16 protein-coding genes are annotated in these 14,560 nt (G+C 40.9%); 5 read left to right on the top strand and 11 right to left on the bottom strand.

Annotated features, from left to right (window positions below; all coding sequences use genetic code 11):
* Positions 1-198: 198 nt before the first annotated feature.
* Complete coding sequence (locus QUF86_RS11550; protein WP_289334424.1) at positions 199-1,308, bottom strand: D-alanyl-D-alanine carboxypeptidase family protein; 1,110 nt, start codon at positions 1,306-1,308, stop codon at positions 199-201.
* Positions 1,309-1,654: 346 nt separating this feature from the next.
* On the opposite strand from QUF86_RS11550, the gene QUF86_RS11545 reads away from it, so the two are divergent.
* Positions 1,655-2,047 carry a thiol-disulfide oxidoreductase DCC family protein gene (locus QUF86_RS11545; protein WP_289315095.1) on the top strand — a complete coding sequence of 131 codons (393 nt, stop codon included), beginning with the start codon at positions 1,655-1,657 and terminating at the stop codon, positions 2,045-2,047.
* A 115-nt stretch (positions 2,048-2,162) separates the two neighbouring features.
* On the opposite strand, the gene QUF86_RS11540 is transcribed toward QUF86_RS11545, so the two are convergent.
* The 6 genes from QUF86_RS11540 to QUF86_RS11515 all read right to left on the bottom strand — a co-directional run bounded on the left by QUF86_RS11540 (position 2,163) and on the right by QUF86_RS11515 (position 5,590).
* On the bottom strand, positions 2,163-3,509 hold the full coding sequence (locus QUF86_RS11540; protein WP_289334423.1) for a DUF3238 domain-containing protein: 1,347 nt from the start codon (positions 3,507-3,509) through the stop codon (positions 2,163-2,165).
* A 261-nt stretch (positions 3,510-3,770) separates the two neighbouring features.
* Positions 3,771-4,085 (bottom strand): KGG domain-containing protein, encoded by a 315-nt coding sequence (locus QUF86_RS11535; protein ID WP_289334422.1) that lies wholly within the window; start codon positions 4,083-4,085, stop codon positions 3,771-3,773.
* 340 nt (positions 4,086-4,425) lie between these two features.
* A complete protein-coding gene (locus QUF86_RS11530) occupies positions 4,426-4,581 on the bottom strand; it encodes a YvrJ family protein (RefSeq protein WP_289315092.1) in 156 nt (51 codons plus the stop codon).
* Positions 4,582-4,633: 52 nt separating this feature from the next.
* On the bottom strand, positions 4,634-4,852 hold the full coding sequence (locus QUF86_RS11525; protein ID WP_289315091.1) for a DUF2922 domain-containing protein: 219 nt from the start codon (positions 4,850-4,852) through the stop codon (positions 4,634-4,636).
* Positions 4,853-4,892: 40 nt separating this feature from the next.
* Positions 4,893-5,111 carry a DUF1659 domain-containing protein gene (locus QUF86_RS11520; RefSeq protein WP_289334421.1) on the bottom strand — a complete coding sequence of 73 codons (219 nt, stop codon included), beginning with the start codon at positions 5,109-5,111 and terminating at the stop codon, positions 4,893-4,895.
* A 197-nt stretch (positions 5,112-5,308) separates the two neighbouring features.
* Positions 5,309-5,590 carry a DUF2798 domain-containing protein gene (locus QUF86_RS11515; RefSeq protein ID WP_430102859.1) on the bottom strand — a complete coding sequence of 94 codons (282 nt, stop codon included), beginning with the start codon at positions 5,588-5,590 and terminating at the stop codon, positions 5,309-5,311.
* A gap of 206 nt (positions 5,591-5,796) precedes the next feature.
* On the opposite strand from QUF86_RS11515, the gene QUF86_RS11510 reads away from it, so the two are divergent.
* Positions 5,797-6,663 (top strand): LysR family transcriptional regulator, encoded by an 867-nt coding sequence (locus QUF86_RS11510; protein ID WP_289334420.1) that lies wholly within the window; start codon positions 5,797-5,799, stop codon positions 6,661-6,663.
* Positions 6,664-7,061: 398 nt separating this feature from the next.
* Positions 7,062-7,706: a hypothetical protein gene (locus QUF86_RS11505; protein ID WP_289315088.1), complete on the top strand. Its 645-nt coding sequence runs from the start codon at positions 7,062-7,064 to the stop codon at positions 7,704-7,706.
* 46 nt (positions 7,707-7,752) lie between these two features.
* Here QUF86_RS11505 and QUF86_RS11500 read toward each other — a convergent pair whose 3' ends face one another.
* The 4 genes from QUF86_RS11500 to QUF86_RS11485 form a co-directional block, all read right to left on the bottom strand.
* The gene (locus tag QUF86_RS11500) at positions 7,753-8,049 is read right to left on the bottom strand and encodes a sigma-G-dependent sporulation-specific acid-soluble spore protein CsgA (RefSeq protein WP_289334419.1); all 297 of its coding nucleotides are present in this window, start codon (positions 8,047-8,049) and stop codon (positions 7,753-7,755) included.
* A gap of 192 nt (positions 8,050-8,241) precedes the next feature.
* Positions 8,242-9,675 carry a GntP family permease gene (locus QUF86_RS11495; RefSeq protein WP_289334418.1) on the bottom strand — a complete coding sequence of 478 codons (1,434 nt, stop codon included), beginning with the start codon at positions 9,673-9,675 and terminating at the stop codon, positions 8,242-8,244.
* 135 nt (positions 9,676-9,810) lie between these two features.
* The gene (locus tag QUF86_RS11490; RefSeq protein ID WP_289334417.1) at positions 9,811-10,587 is read right to left on the bottom strand and encodes a 3-hydroxybutyrate dehydrogenase; all 777 of its coding nucleotides are present in this window, start codon (positions 10,585-10,587) and stop codon (positions 9,811-9,813) included.
* Positions 10,588-10,628: 41 nt separating this feature from the next.
* Positions 10,629-11,912, bottom strand: a complete 1,284-nt coding sequence (locus QUF86_RS11485; protein WP_289334416.1) for a GntP family permease — start codon at positions 11,910-11,912, stop codon at positions 10,629-10,631.
* Positions 11,913-12,359: 447 nt separating this feature from the next.
* On the opposite strand from QUF86_RS11485, the gene QUF86_RS11480 reads away from it, so the two are divergent.
* Positions 12,360-13,289 carry a LysR family transcriptional regulator gene (locus QUF86_RS11480; protein WP_289334415.1) on the top strand — a complete coding sequence of 310 codons (930 nt, stop codon included), beginning with the start codon at positions 12,360-12,362 and terminating at the stop codon, positions 13,287-13,289.
* Positions 13,290-13,441: 152 nt separating this feature from the next.
* Complete coding sequence (locus tag QUF86_RS11475; protein ID WP_289334414.1) at positions 13,442-14,368, top strand: NAD(P)-dependent alcohol dehydrogenase; 927 nt, start codon at positions 13,442-13,444, stop codon at positions 14,366-14,368.
* Positions 14,369-14,560 lie beyond the last annotated feature (192 nt).

The raw sequence follows: 14,560 nt of genomic DNA, 5'->3' as shown, positions 1-14,560 counted from the left end.
AGTACGAAAAGAATATTTCTGTCCGGATCATCTAGACCTAAATCATAAAAAGGGTTAAAAATTAAAAGAGTACACCTATTTCATGTTAATAAGTGCACTCTTTTATTGTTTTTTATAAGCTCCCCTTTAGTGTCTGGGGTATGTATAAGACAGCAACGCCTCTGATAGCCAGTCGGTATGTTTCTTTAGTAACGAGTTCTAAAATCCTCCCCATCCTAGAGATGGGACAGAAAATTTTATTAGCTTATCATTGATTGTTTCTTTTTTAATCGGGGCAGGCAATACTGTATTCCTAACATCAGCGACCGTTTTAAGATCAAAGGAATCTATTGCTTCCCCTTCTTGGTTCATGATTGAGAGAATTCCATCATTGCTCGTTTTTACACTGGGTACATCATTAATTAAATGAGTATAGTATAAGTCTTCGTTCAGCGTGTAGGAATTAGAGTAGTCTGCTGAATACAGTATGCTTTTTTTATCAATTTTGGCTGATTTAAAGTTTTCAAAGCCATAGTTGAATAAAAGCTCAGTATCAGAGTAGGCAACCTTGTCTGAAGGAGCTTTTAGAGTGACGGCAATCAAGTCCTGCTCTCCTCTAGTAGCAGTAGATATCAGGGTGTAGCCGGATTTACTGACGAAACCGGTTTTCCCGCCGGTTATTCCCTTATAGGGGAGTTCGCCTTTTAAAATTTTATGATGGGTAACTAGAGTTGTGTCCCATGTTTCCACTTCCCATGGTAACTCCTTCTCCCCAAAATACTCACGGAAAGTTTCATTTTTCATTGCATATTGGGTAATTTTCGCAAGGTCACTGGCTGTAGTTACATGGTCTTTGTCAAACAATCCATGGGGGTTCGTAAAATGAGTATCGGTGACGTTTACTTCTTTTCTTAAAAACTCATTCAAATCCTCCATGAACAGTTTTTCACTACCAGACATATGCTCGGCAATTGCGATGGCTGCATCATTTCCGGAGTTGATTAGCATCCCTGCAATTAATTTGGAAAGCTCTATTTCCTCCCCAGGTTCAATGAATACCGAAGACCCGTCTGCCTCCGCTGCTTTTTTGCTAACAGTCACCAGTTCGTTCTGATCCCCATGTTCTATAGCATATATAGCAGTGGCAACTTTCGTTAGACTGGCTGGATACATACTTTTTTTCATATTTTTTTCGTATAATACGTTCCCACTTTTCGCATCAATAATGATTCCGGCTTCACTATTGAGAGGTAAGTCAGATTCTGCACTTACAGTCGTAGAGGCGAAGGGGATTAAAGCCAAAATGAAGATGAAGAAAAACTTATTCATATGCCGCTCCTTTAATGATAGTAAAATCCTATATAGTCATAATAAAATAAATCTGAATGTTTAGAGATGGATTATTGAAATTGAAATAAAACAGTAATTACCCTTTAATAATTTTGGAAACATTTCGGGTAATATCTTTCATTTTCTTTCCTGAAATAACTTTATAAGGGTGATTGCCCTTTTAGTGGGTTCATGACTTTCTCTTCAAATAACGTAGAGAACACTTATTTTAGCCAGAAAGGCTACAAATGAATGAGACTTGATCAGACGTTTTCGCCTTACCAAAACGGGTAGTGTATTATATAAGCATGAGTATGATAAACGTCTCTCTATAGGAGGAATGTTCATGAATCCGGTCATTTTATTTGATGGTGAATGCAACTTTTGCGATTCGAGTGTCCAGTTCATTATCAAGCGGGATCCACAGGGGCTTTTTCATTACGCTTCGCTTCAAAGTGAGGCGGGTCAAGAGTTGCTGAAGAAGTACGATGTTCCTGCAGATATAGATAGCATGGTGCTGATCGAAAAGGATCAGGCCTACTATAAATCGTCTGCAGCCTTGAGGATTTGCCGCCGCTTACAAGGAGCATGGAAATTGCTTTACGGTTTCATCATCGTTCCAAGCTTCATCCGGAACTTCGTTTATGACTTCATTGCCAAGAACCGTTACAAATGGTTCGGAAAGAAAGAAGAAAGCTGTATGTTGCCGTCGCCAAGTGTTCGAAAGCGGTTTTTATAAAAAGACCTCATCAACAAAAAAAAGGACTTCAAAGTATTCGAGGTCCTTTTTGTTTGTTATATTAGAAATGGTCAAAAAAAGAAGGACAATCAGCGGTCATGGCTTTTCGTCCTTTTCATTGTGTAAATGTGGAGTATCTCCATAAATGGTTCGCCGTAGGATGCGCCATCATTTCGAGCCCTTTGTTTTCCGCTTGGTGCAGGGGTTGCCAGTTTGGTTCGTCTGCCTCCTTTAGGTAGACTTCGTGATGGGGTGCCTGGTCATGATAGCCGGCTATATTGATTTCGCCATTTCGGTAAAAGGTCCCGATTACTTTATAGTCCACGGCAGGAGAGATGATGATCGGGTTGCCTACAGAGTGTGTCAGTTGTATCGTCGTTTTCTCTTGATTGGATAATATGCGCTTCACTAAAATGTCTTCATCGGATGCCACTCCTTCTTCGAGGAAATCCCCATCATGGTTGTAGGCCTCACTCTTTCCGACGGCTTTGAAAAATTCGATCTCGGCTTCCTTCTCATTTTCGTGAATATACACATCGACCCTAGTCCTGTAACGGGATGATTCAGGATCAAACCCGCGGTTGTCACCTTTAAAATATGGAACCATTGATGCAAGATTGGGGTTTTTCAGCCACTCTTCCGGTAAAAAGGTGGAATAGCGAAGCTGCCTATTTCTTTTCTTTTTACCATCCACATCGTTTTCAACTGACTGTAAAAGTTGTTTCACAGGTCCTATCTTTTTGGTATTCGTTATTTCCTCGATCGCTGCCTGTGCTTGGGAAGAACCTTTTTTAAATGCTCCGACAATACTCGCCAAAAGGGATTTCACCGCAAAGGACTCTTGCTCTGAAAGTGGCAGGGGCCGCTTAGCTTTGATGGTGTAGGTGTATGCTCGATCTTCACTAATGCCCCGATCACTGAAGGAACATCCATCCACTTTCCCAACCTCCACGCCGTTCCGGTAAACCCTATACTCCTTTATCCCTTTGATGGGCTCCCATTCCAGGCTGGTTTGGCCTTTTGCGACAATCGTGGTGAACACCAAATCCAAAAGGATATTGTCCTCTTTTTTATTCTTGGCGGTCGTTGATGTCTGTATTTTCATCCTGTTCACTGCCTGTTCTTTTTCATTCAAGCTATCTATCGTGTACGTATAGATGGTTCCTGGAGTCAAACCCCGATCTGCAATACTTGGCTCCGAGCCGCTGTAAATAAGCTCTTTCCCCCTATATACCCGATAGAAACCACCTTCATCAGGCCAAATAAACTTAATCGAATCTTCCTTCCGTTCGATCTTACACATCAATGAAGCCGTTTTGAATACAGCTTGATGCTTCCTCTTATTGGAAAGGAGATAAGCGATTCCTGCAAGACCAAGAGCAAGCAATGAATGCCGTGCAGTGAATGTAACTCCGCCCACTTTTAAACGGGGAAATGAATAATGAACGATCAACTTCTTCATCACCTCTTCCTTTTCTAGGTGTTATTTCTTTACCCACTTTAAACTCCAAGCACACTTTGCAATGTGCTGTGATAGGCATTTCCCCGGGACACGATGTTGAACAAACATAAAAAAACCGAGGGAATTACTTCCCTCGGTCATTTATGTGTTTTACTGATTTTTCCTTCTATTTTAACGGCGGCTTTTTTCCCCGCCCTTGCGTCCTGCTTCTTCCCGGCTCATTTTTCCATTACCGGAACCGTCAGAGCTGCCGTCGCCATCTCATTGATTGGCCCGTGCCTCTCCGCCTTTTTCGCCGATTTCCTGATAGAATTCCTTACCATGACTTTCGGATGTCGCTTCTCCGCCTTTTTGGCCAATCTCCTGATAAAATTCCTTATCATGATTTTCGGATGTCGCCTCTCCGCCTTTTTGTCCAATTTCCTGATAGAATTCCTTATCATGGTTTTCGGAAGTGGCTTCTCCGCCTTTTTGGCCGATTTCCTGGAAAAATTCCTTATCATGATTTTTGGCTGTCGCTTCCCCGCCTTTGCGGCCAGCTTCTTCCCTGCTCATTTTTTCATTGTTGTTAGTCATTAAAACTCCTCCTTATTATTTGGATTTTTCATGAACTAGCTACATGTGTCATATACCCGCTTGAACGGCCATAAAACTAGAATCTACAAATACTTCAGGTCACTTCTTCTATTTAACGGCGACTCTTTTCCCCGCCTTTGCGGCCAGCTTCTTCCCTGCTCATTTTTTCATTGTTGTTAGTCATTAAAACTCCTCCTTATTATTTGGATTTTTCATGAACTAGCTACAGTTTTATGTATACCCGATAGTTTCAGTATAAAACTAGAATCTATTAAAACTTTGCCCTTTTAAAAGGAAGAGCATCATGAATGATATCACTCATGATGCTCCCCGCTTTTCGTTAACCTGACTTGGAAATCCCTTCTCGCAAGCGATTTGGCAGCTCCACAAGCGTTTCATTCAAAGTATCCAATTTCGTTTCAATCCTATGAAGCAAATAAAGGGTAACAATGATCGGGAACCCAATATCACTGACAAATGGCAGGATTTGATCCACTTTTCATTCACCTCTCTTCCAGGGTGTCCTTCAAAGATGAACTACCTGTTCTTTAGATAAGTTCCACTTCCTCGACATTTCGCTCGACAACGCGCGCCGCTTTCAAATCTACGAAATCCCCGGAAGATGTAACGAACACATTCCCCGCTATCACTTTTTCCATAGCCTGTTTAACCGTATTTACACTGACCGGCTCCTTCGGATTATCAACAGAAATCGTCGCTGACTGCCCTTCCTTCGTAACGAAAATCATTTCCAGTACTTTAGCCATTTCATGTCACCTCCCCCTCTTCCAACTTTCCAAAAGCCAATTAGCCAAACAATGAATACGTATCCACTCGAGTCACTTCGCCCATTGGATAATTCTGCACACTCGCGATTGCAACAGCTGTCGAAAACAACTGATCTGCCGTCGCATCGACCTTGATGTTCGAAAATGACTTCCGTCTGAAAACGAGAGCCCCTTTTTCATTTAACCCCGTCTCAAAATCGATCCGCAACGTACTTGATACTGGAATCTGGTTTGCCATGCCACTCACCCCCTTTCACACTCTATATAAACTTTTACGGGATGAAAGTAGCATGGCCTTGAAATTTCTTAATTAGGACATAAAAAAAGCCGCTCATCATTTGAGCAGCTCTCTTTATCAGTCTTCTTAAAAACCATATTTTTTACCGTCTTTCAGGAATGCCTTTAAAACAATATCCACAAATTCTCTACTGGCCATCATCTATTGTCTTCTTCTCTCACTAAAAAATCTTCCTCAATTATTAGCGGTTTTTCCACAAAATTAATTCTTCTCATTATTTGTTGTATTACTCTCGGAAAAAAGTAAGCTCCAAAGAAAGCACAGATAAAAGCCTGGGACCAAGTTTTTAACCATGTAGATAAGAATATATGATCATACCCACTATTTATTGAGACTAATATAAATGAAATAAAAAAGGACATACTAAAAGCCATTAAAAATGCATAAATAATATTTCTGTATTTAACGTTAATATTCATTATCTTTCTACTTCAACTCCTGATCTAATAGGTTCCTGATATTTTTAATTAATTTAACAAGTGAAACATTACTTCCCAACCAAAATCAGTATGCTTGTTTTACGTAGTCCTGTTCACAACTATATTTTATTTCCTCCATTTACATTAGTAAAACCAATTTTTATAATAGATCTATTAGGATTACTAATGTAAAGGGGATTGTGAGGTTGAATTCGTATTATGCTTTTATCAAAACCATAGAAACAGGCAGTTTTACAAAAGCTGCTGAAGAACTTGGCTATACTCAGTCCGCCATTAGCCAAATGGTGCATTCATTGGAGGAAGAGCTTTCTACCACTCTTATTTTACGTTCTCGAAAGGGTATTACACTGACACCGGATGGCGAGGAATTTTTGCCCTATATCAGGAAGATTTGTAATTCACATAGGGAACTGACTGAAAAGCATAAAGAGATGGAAGGACTGCAAAGTTGCCTTATTCGAATTGGCACCTTTTCCAGTGTTACATGCCATTGGATACCGGGATTGATCAAAGATTTTAAGGAACTTTACCCAACTGTTCATTTTGAATTACATCAAGGAAATTATACGGAAATCTCAAACTGGATTAAAGAAGGCAGCGTAGACTTTGGCTTTGTGAATTCAAATGTTTCGGATCTAACTACGATACCCTTGCAAGAAGATGAAATGCTGGCTGTATTGTCAGAAAATCATCCTTTAGCATCATCCACAAAAGTCTCATTAAAAGAATTGCTAAAAGATCCTTATATCCTGTTGGATGAGGGAGTGATAAATGAACCTTTAATAGTTTTTAAACAGTACAATTTTGAACCTGATACACAATACCGAGTATATGATCCCTATGCGATCATGTCCATGATTGAACAAGAGCTTGGCATTTCGATTTTACCGAAACTTCTCTTAAATAGATGTCCCTATAATATTGTGACGAAAACTATCACTCCTTCTATTATTCGAACAATTACTTTGGCATACAAGGATAAAAGGGTATTGCCAATAGCAAGTAGGTATTTTATTGACTTCATTATTGAAAGGTATAGGGAAGCTAGATAAAAATGAATACTCAGAACTACGTTATCCAAAAATGGAACCTTACAATAACGGCTGGATTAAAAAATTCAATAAATAAAGCCTTAATTCGCTTCGATAAACACTCTTCCATTAGATGGTTTGGTTTTATTTAGTAAGGCAATGCAGTTTGCAAAAAGCATTGCCATTGATGGAATAGTACAACCAGACATTTAGCCTTATCCCGTCCCGGTTGCTTGTTTCATAAAAAAATCCTGGAATTTTTTCTGATTAGAATACCGTTTTTACTTTTCACTTTATTTTTCCTTTAAATTATTTTTTTATAACTGACATTTTTGAAGTTAAATTGCATTTGGCTTTAAATGGAACGTCATGTTCGTCTTTTCTGGGAAATAATAATGGTGAAAGGAAGTGGATGTTGGATGTCATTAGAATGGTTTGACAGAGTAAGCGGGGAATTGCAGGATCATCTTAAATCAATTTGTGAGAAATACGACCGCAATGGCAGCATGATCGTGGAACGCGGGTCTAAGCATCCACGCATCGAATTTTATACAGAGCTGGATGACGATGAGAGAGATTATTTTTCCACGCTGTTTTTCGATCCGTATAATGAGGAATTTTATATGGAATCCTTCGATCCGGATTTAGGGCAGATTAGCAAGGTGATCCTTTCAGATATTGAAGATATCGTCGATGCTGTCCATGAGAGCTTCCATAATTATTTGGAAGAGGATGACAACGATTATGAATTTGAATTGGATGATGAGTATGATGAATCTTATGATACAGACGGCGGCGAAGAATCCGATGTATACGAAATCGATGTAGATTGGGAAACGCCTGAAGTGACCGCCTATATCCAGGATAATGAAGTGGAGGTCACCTATCAATTCGGCATCGTACAGGAAACGGGTGATGGTGTGTTGAAACGGATCAATCGAATTCGGACAGCGGATGATGACCTGATAAAGGATGAAACAAATTTCATTTTCAGCAGGGAAGAAGCTAGCACGATCATCGCCATGATAGCCAGTCATATGGATTCACTTAGTGAAATGGAGTAAAAAAACCAACAAAACCTTGTCCATGATCATCATGGACAAGGTTTTATTAAATAAGAAGCAGTTCATATACCTCCGACAATTGAGTGACCCGTTCCGTATCACTGACTTCCTTTGCATGCTTGATTTCCTGGGGAAGAATATGGTTAAGGAGACTGGATTCTTTACCAGTAAGCTTATTGACGAGTTCTTCTTCAGAATGAAAATGTCCACTTTTGATTTTATTATAAATTTCCTGCGCTTCAGGATATTGGTCCGTATAGTTAGACAATATCTCGCGTAAGTAACCAATCGTACGATCCATCTTACCATCCCTCTCGAATGTTAGATTTTTTGTATGCTCCATTTATAACTTCCCCCATTATTTGCTGATAAATTCCTCTGTTGACCCCAAAAAAGGGATATCCAAATTGGATATCCCTTCTCTTTAGGGTTTTACTCGTAAGTTTTGGGGATTTACTCGTGAATTCTTGGCTTTTACTCGTGAGTTTTGGAGTTTTACTCGTGAATTTCAAGGATTTACTCGTGAATTCGTTATTTATACAATACCAAACCAAGAATAGAGGGCAATGATCACAAAGACAGCCAATGATTTAATGATGGTAATCATGAATATGCTGCCATATGATTGTCTATGCGTTAATCCTGTGACGGCAAGCAGGGTGATGACGGCTCCGTTATGCGGAAGTGTATCCATGCCGCCTGATGCCATGGCGACGACACGGTGCATCACTTCGGGTGAGATATTTGCCGCAGCGATCGCCTGATTGTATTTATCGGCCATTGCGCTTAATGCAATACCCATTCCCCCGGATGCCGACCCCGTTATACCTGCCAGTGCACTAGTTGTGACAGCACCATTGACTAGCGGATTCGAAAATACGCCAGAAATTCCATCACTGATTTTTACAAACCCTGGAAGGGCAGCGATGACTCCGCCGAAACCATATTCCGAACCAGTGTTCATGACGGCAAGCAGTGAGCCGCCAATACTGTTGTTCAGTCCTTCTTTCATGTTTTTCGTCACTCGTTTCCAATCATAGGCAAGGGCTGTGATGATACCGACGATCAGTGCAATTTCCACTGACCAAATTGCAGCATTGGCCGCTACATCAACAGAGTAATCCTCTAACCCAATTGCAGAAAAATCGAATCCATCCGGATACCATTTCGGTATGGCTTTAGACAAATAGTTATTCATGATCGCAACTAATGCAAGCGGAACGAATGCTAAAATCTGCCGTAAAACAGATTGGTTTGAATCCAGATCAGGAACTGGTTCCTCTTTTCCCTTGTCATGTTCAGGTCCAGAGGGATTTTCCTCTGCAAGCCCATAATATCCTTCTCCCGCTTTTTTGGCTCGCCTCTTCCGGCTCTCCAAGTAGGCCAATCCAACCGATAAGACAAAAATGGCCCCTATGATTCCAAGGATCGGAGCCGCATAAATGTCCGTACCAAAGAAGGACGTAGGAATGACATTTTGAATTTGCGGAGTTCCCGGCAAAGCATCCATCGTGAACGTGAATGCACCAAGTGCGATGGTAGCCGGCATAAGCCTTTTAGGTATGTCGGCTTGCTTGAACAATTGAACGGCAAAAGGATAAATGGCGAAAACCGCTACGAATAAACTCACGCCGCTATAGGTTAAAATGGCACCTAAAAGGACAATCGTCAGCATGGCCTGTTTGGCACCGATCAGGCGAACGATCGTCTTCGCAATCGATTCGGCGATTCCCGACATTTCGATGATCTTCCCGAAAATGGCCCCTAATAAAAAGACGGGAAAATAGTTTTTTATGAAAATGACCATCTTTTCCATGAAGACGCCGGAATAGAACGGCAGAACATTACCCGGGTCAATGAAGAAAACCGGTAAAAGTGCAAAGATGGGTGCAAATAAAATGACAGAATAACCGCGGTAGGCTGCAAACATCAATAGCCCCAGCGCCAGCAATATAATCATTAAGTCCATGAAAGTCCCCCTTAACATTTATTCCAAGTCTGAAAATTTTGCCCAACTTAGTCAAAAATACGCCAAAAGTGAACCTCTCTGTCAAATTAAAATTTGTCAGAAAGGTTCACCATGGTTTTTCTTATAATTCATCAATTATTGAGCTGTATAACCGCCGTCGATGACTACAGCTTGACCTGTTACACTTTTCGCTTTATCGCTTGCCAAGAACAATGCATAATCAGCAATTTCACTAACATCCAATAAACGTTTTTGAGGCACTAATGGAAGAAGGACTTCTGCCAATACATCCTCAACCGGGACATTACGTGTTTTCGCCAAGTCTGCCATTTGTCCGCGAACAAGTGGAGTATCGACATATCCAGGGCATAAAGCATTAACCGTGATACCGTGTTCCGCTCCTTCTAATGCAGCCACTTTCGTTAAACCGATGACTCCGTGTTTTGCGCTGTTATAAGCCGCTTTACCTGCGAATCCGATAACACCGTTAATGGAAGAGACGTTAATGATTCTGCCGAAACCTTGTTCCTTCATGATCGGGAACACGTTTTTAGTTAGAATGAATGGCGCTGTCAGCATGATTTTTATCATCAATTCGTATCGATCTGTCGGGAAATCTTCGATTGGTGATACATGTTGCAGTCCGGCATTGTTAATCACGATGTCGATTGAACCATATGTTTCTTTAGCTTCCTTCACCATATTTACGATATCTTCTTCTTTTGTTACATCGGCTTTGATTCCAATTGAATCGTAACCTAGTTGTTTCAATGATTCCGCAGCTTCTTTTACCGCCTCATCATTAATGTCGGATAGAACCACTTTGGCTCCACTTTCAGCGAAATGCTTACCAATTTCAAATCCAATACCACGAGCAGAACCTGTAATAATAACGACTTTATTTTCAACCATCATAAATTCCTCCTATAGTAAATTAAAATGTTTCAGGTTTATTAAACGATACCGATGGCACCCATGATAATGCCGACGATCATGGCAATGGTCGGGATGATGAACGCTACCACGAAAACATCTTTATATGTTTCTTTATGAGTCAATCCTGTAACCGCCAAAAGTGTTAACAGCGCACCATTGTTAGGGAAAATGGATGCACCCGAAGCAACGGCAGCCATTCTGTGGAACACATCCGGACTGATTCCCGTCGATTGGGATAAGCTGTAGAAAGTATCGCCAAGGGCATTAAGTGCAATACCCATACCGCCTGAAGCAGAACCAGTGATGATCGCCATGATTTGTACGGCAAGAGATTCAGCAACCAGCGGATTGCTCGAAATATTAAGCAACCAAGTAGTGATGTTATCAAATGCAGGTATAACTGCAATGACAGCCCCAAATCCAACAGCGGCACTTGTATTCAGGATGGCCATCACTGACCCTTTCGCTCCCTCGTTAACAGAGAAAATGAACTTTTTGTAATCCTTGATATTGATGACCATGATGCTCAGAACCCCTAATAATAAAGCATAAATAGGTTCTAATTTCACAACATTAAGCAAGAGGACAACAATAAGAAGCGGAACCAAAGACAATAACCAATTCGGTACTATTTCACCTTGCTCCGTACCCGTAACCGAATCATCTTTTTCGATGAATCCTTCTCCTTTGGCAGAAAGAGATCTTTCTCGATAGGATAACCAGAAATACCCGCCAACTGCCATTATTAATGAAGTGACAATCCCGATGATCATCCCTGAAGTAGGTTTCGTATGGAAATACTCCATCGGTATCAGGTTTTGGATTTGCGGTGTACCCGGTATAGCCGTCATCGTGAAAGTGAATGCCCCAAGTGCAAATGTAGGAACAAGCAGCCTTCTCGTAACGTTCGCTTCTTTAAATAACGCCAACGCGATCGGATAGACGGCAAACACGACGACAAATAAACTAACTCCGCCATACGTCAATAAAGCGGAAGCGATCAGTACTCCAAGAATCGCCCTCTTTTTACCAATGATTTGCGTTACCTTCTTGGCAACGGATTTCGCTGCACCCGTTTCTTCCATCAACTTACCGAAAATCGCTCCCAGCAAGAAGATCGGGAACCACTTCTGTACGAATCCGACCAATCCGGTCATATACGTACCAGTATACGTATCAAATACATCCAATCCGCTCATCAATGCGACTACTCCAGCCACCAGGGGGGCCACCCAAATGATGGACCAACCCAAATAAGCCAAAGCCATCAGCAATACTAAGCCTACAATTATACTTAACACTCGAAATCACCTCTTTTTAAGGTGATGTAAAAAGTTATGCTTTCCATCATAAATCCCCCTTGATTGTGTACATCCCTCTGCTGCAGACATCAAAATCCTTGTCTTAAAGCATCAAAATCAACCCTAAATGCCATTACAAAAAATGTGAAAGCGGATACGATAACATCCTCTTTTTTTGGTATTCTAAAATAACTTAATAAACATAACTTGTCCGCATTCTGAGAAAGATGAATATGGCGCTTGATAAGTTGGAAATATATTCATTAACCAAAACAGCTCATAAGCAATCTTTTCCACTTATACTTCTACAAGAGAGAATATTTTATTAAAATAGGGTTATATATACTTGCTTTTTTATCCTCATATAGTTTACATCCACTTTATTTATAAGTAAAATGAATAAAAAGAATACGTTCTATGCTAATGACGAATAAATAGGAGCCAGATATGGAATTACGAGATTTAAAATCATTCATGGAGGTAGCCCTTCATAAAAGTTTTACGAATGCCGCCGCAAATTCTTATTTAACACAGCCTTCCTTAAGTAAAGCCGTCAAAAAACTCGAAGAAGAACTGCGTGTCGAACTATTCGACCGCTCAACGAGACACTTGCGTCTTACGGATGCCGGACAAATCGTGTTCCAGCAAGGCCAAAAAGCCTTCGCGGCATTATCTGAATTGAACATACTCTTGGATGACCTCAGGGACATTACAACAGGCGAAGTGAAAATCGGCATCCCGCCGCTGATCGGCACCCTGTTTTTCCCGGAAATTGCCCGCAGCTTTCAAGAACGTTATCCGAAAGTTTCCCTCGAGTTGGTCGAACTTGGGGCAAAGCTAATCGAAAAGCTTGTCGAAGAAGGCGAAATTGACCTTGGCATCGTCGTATTGCCGGCCAGTGAAACAAAATTCAATATCTACTCCTTCATTGAAGACGAATTCGTTTTATTCCTTCATGAAGAGCACAGACTTGCCCGCCATTCTGACATCACCTTGACTGAATTGAAGGAAGAGAAATTCATCCTTTTTTCAGAAGACTTCACATTACATGATTACATTATCCAGGCATGTGAAAAAGAAGGATTCACACCTGACATCTCATACCAAAGCTCACAATGGGATCTAATCATTGAACTCGTCTCATCTAAACTGGGCATCACCCTCCTGCCGAAATCGATTTATCATAAGCAAACTAACGAAAATGTTAAAGTCATCCCGCTAAAAAACTCGAACCTCCACTGGAAACTCGGGATCATCACCAAAAAAGACGCCTACCACTCCTTCGCATTGAAGGAATTATTGAAGATGCTGAATGAGGGAGTTAGTCTGGAAAAATACATGAATTGTGACATGAAAAATGAGCCTTTAACAGATTAAACAAATGTAAAAGCAGTGGATTTCGGATGTGAAATCTCACTGCTTTTAAGCATTCATTCAAAAGTTTCTTTAGTTTCGTATTAATGTAGTTTTATCTTTCAGCTTATTTCATAGTATTAAAAGATTGAATCCAAAAACTAAGGAGACTCGCGATGAAAGCAATGATATGCACGAAATACGGTTCACCCGATGTTCTGGAACTCAAAGAGGTAGCAAAACCAACTCCCAAGGACAAAGAAGTTCTGGTAAAGGTCCATGCGGCAACAGTGGCTTCAGGGGACATAAGGGTCCGGAGTTTCAAGAGCCCTTTCTTGTTATGGCTGCCGATGCGGATCTTCCTGGGTCTTAGAAAACCGCGAAAACCGATACTCGGAGTGGAGTTGGCCGGGGAGATAGAGGAAACAGGGAAGAATGTGAAAAAGTTCAAAAAAGGTGATCCGATTTTTGCCATGACTGGCATGAATTTTGGGGCACATGCCGAATACACATGCTTACCTGAAGATGGGCCCATGGCACTGAAGCCTGCCAATATGACCTTTGAGGAAGCCTCCGCCGTTTCTTTTGGGGGAACGACAGCCCTGCATTTTTTCAGAAAAGCCAATATCCAGGACGGACAAAAAGTCCTCATCTACGGTGCATCCGGTTCGGTTGGGACTTCCGCTGTACAACTTGCCAAATACTTTGGAACAGAAGTTACCGGAGTATGCAGTGCCGCTAATTTTGAATTGGTGAAATCGCTGGGGGCCGATAAGGTAATTGATTATACGGAAGAGGACTTCACGGAAAGACAAGAACGATATGATATCATCTTTGATGCAGTCGGGAAAAGCTCGAAAGCCACTTGCAAGAAGGCACTAACCCCGAACGGGAGATTCGTGTCTGTTGAAGGACAAGGGATAGCAAAGGAACGTACGGAAGATTTACTATTTCTCAAAGAGCTAATCGAAACAGAAAAGTTAAAATCCGTCATTGATAAACGCTACCCGCTAGAACAGATTCCCGAGGCTCATAGATATGTAGAACAAGGACATAAAAAGGGAAATGTAGTCATAACTTTGGTTGATCATGATAAATCCTGACAAAACCTTGCACATGTTTTAACTACCCTTTTGGACATGAAAATACCCCTTAGACAATGGATCTAAAGGGGTATTTCGTCACGTGATCATTATCAAAGGTGTCCTTTCATATGTTGAAACTTTAACCAGATACAAACGTATATGGAAGATATGTAGCATTTCCTGAGGACTCAATGAATATAGATGCAATCG

It is taken from the genome of Peribacillus sp. NJ11 (genome assembly GCF_030348405.1).
Classification (GTDB): Bacteria; Bacillota; Bacilli; order Bacillales; family DSM-1321; genus Peribacillus.
Note: the sequence above shows the minus strand (reverse complement) of the source record. Positions and strands in the feature narration are given on the sequence as shown.

Excerpts from the sequence above, each read along its gene's own strand:
- QUF86_RS11545 (WP_289315095.1), top strand. The coding sequence starts at position 1,655 with ATGAATCCGGTCATTTTATTTGATGGTGAATGCAACTTTTGCGATTCG.
- QUF86_RS11515 (WP_430102859.1), bottom strand. The coding sequence starts at position 5,590 with ATGAATATTAACGTTAAATACAGAAATATTATTTATGCATTTTTAATG.
- QUF86_RS11525 (WP_289315091.1), bottom strand. The coding sequence starts at position 4,852 with ATGGCTAAAGTACTGGAAATGATTTTCGTTACGAAGGAAGGGCAGTCA.
- QUF86_RS11535 (WP_289334422.1), bottom strand. The coding sequence starts at position 4,085 with ATGACTAACAACAATGAAAAAATGAGCAGGGAAGAAGCTGGCCGCAAA.
- QUF86_RS11520 (WP_289334421.1), bottom strand. The coding sequence starts at position 5,111 with ATGGCAAACCAGATTCCAGTATCAAGTACGTTGCGGATCGATTTTGAG.
- QUF86_RS11505 (WP_289315088.1), top strand. The coding sequence starts at position 7,062 with ATGTCATTAGAATGGTTTGACAGAGTAAGCGGGGAATTGCAGGATCAT.
- QUF86_RS11475 (WP_289334414.1), top strand. The coding sequence starts at position 13,442 with ATGAAAGCAATGATATGCACGAAATACGGTTCACCCGATGTTCTGGAA.
- QUF86_RS11490 (WP_289334417.1), bottom strand. The coding sequence starts at position 10,587 with ATGGTTGAAAATAAAGTCGTTATTATTACAGGTTCTGCTCGTGGTATT.
- QUF86_RS11500 (WP_289334419.1), bottom strand. The coding sequence starts at position 8,049 with ATGGAGCATACAAAAAATCTAACATTCGAGAGGGATGGTAAGATGGAT.
- QUF86_RS11550 (WP_289334424.1), bottom strand. The coding sequence starts at position 1,308 with ATGAATAAGTTTTTCTTCATCTTCATTTTGGCTTTAATCCCCTTCGCC.
- QUF86_RS11480 (WP_289334415.1), top strand. The coding sequence starts at position 12,360 with ATGGAATTACGAGATTTAAAATCATTCATGGAGGTAGCCCTTCATAAA.
- QUF86_RS11495 (WP_289334418.1), bottom strand. The coding sequence starts at position 9,675 with ATGGACTTAATGATTATATTGCTGGCGCTGGGGCTATTGATGTTTGCA.
- QUF86_RS11540 (WP_289334423.1), bottom strand. The coding sequence starts at position 3,509 with ATGAAGAAGTTGATCGTTCATTATTCATTTCCCCGTTTAAAAGTGGGC.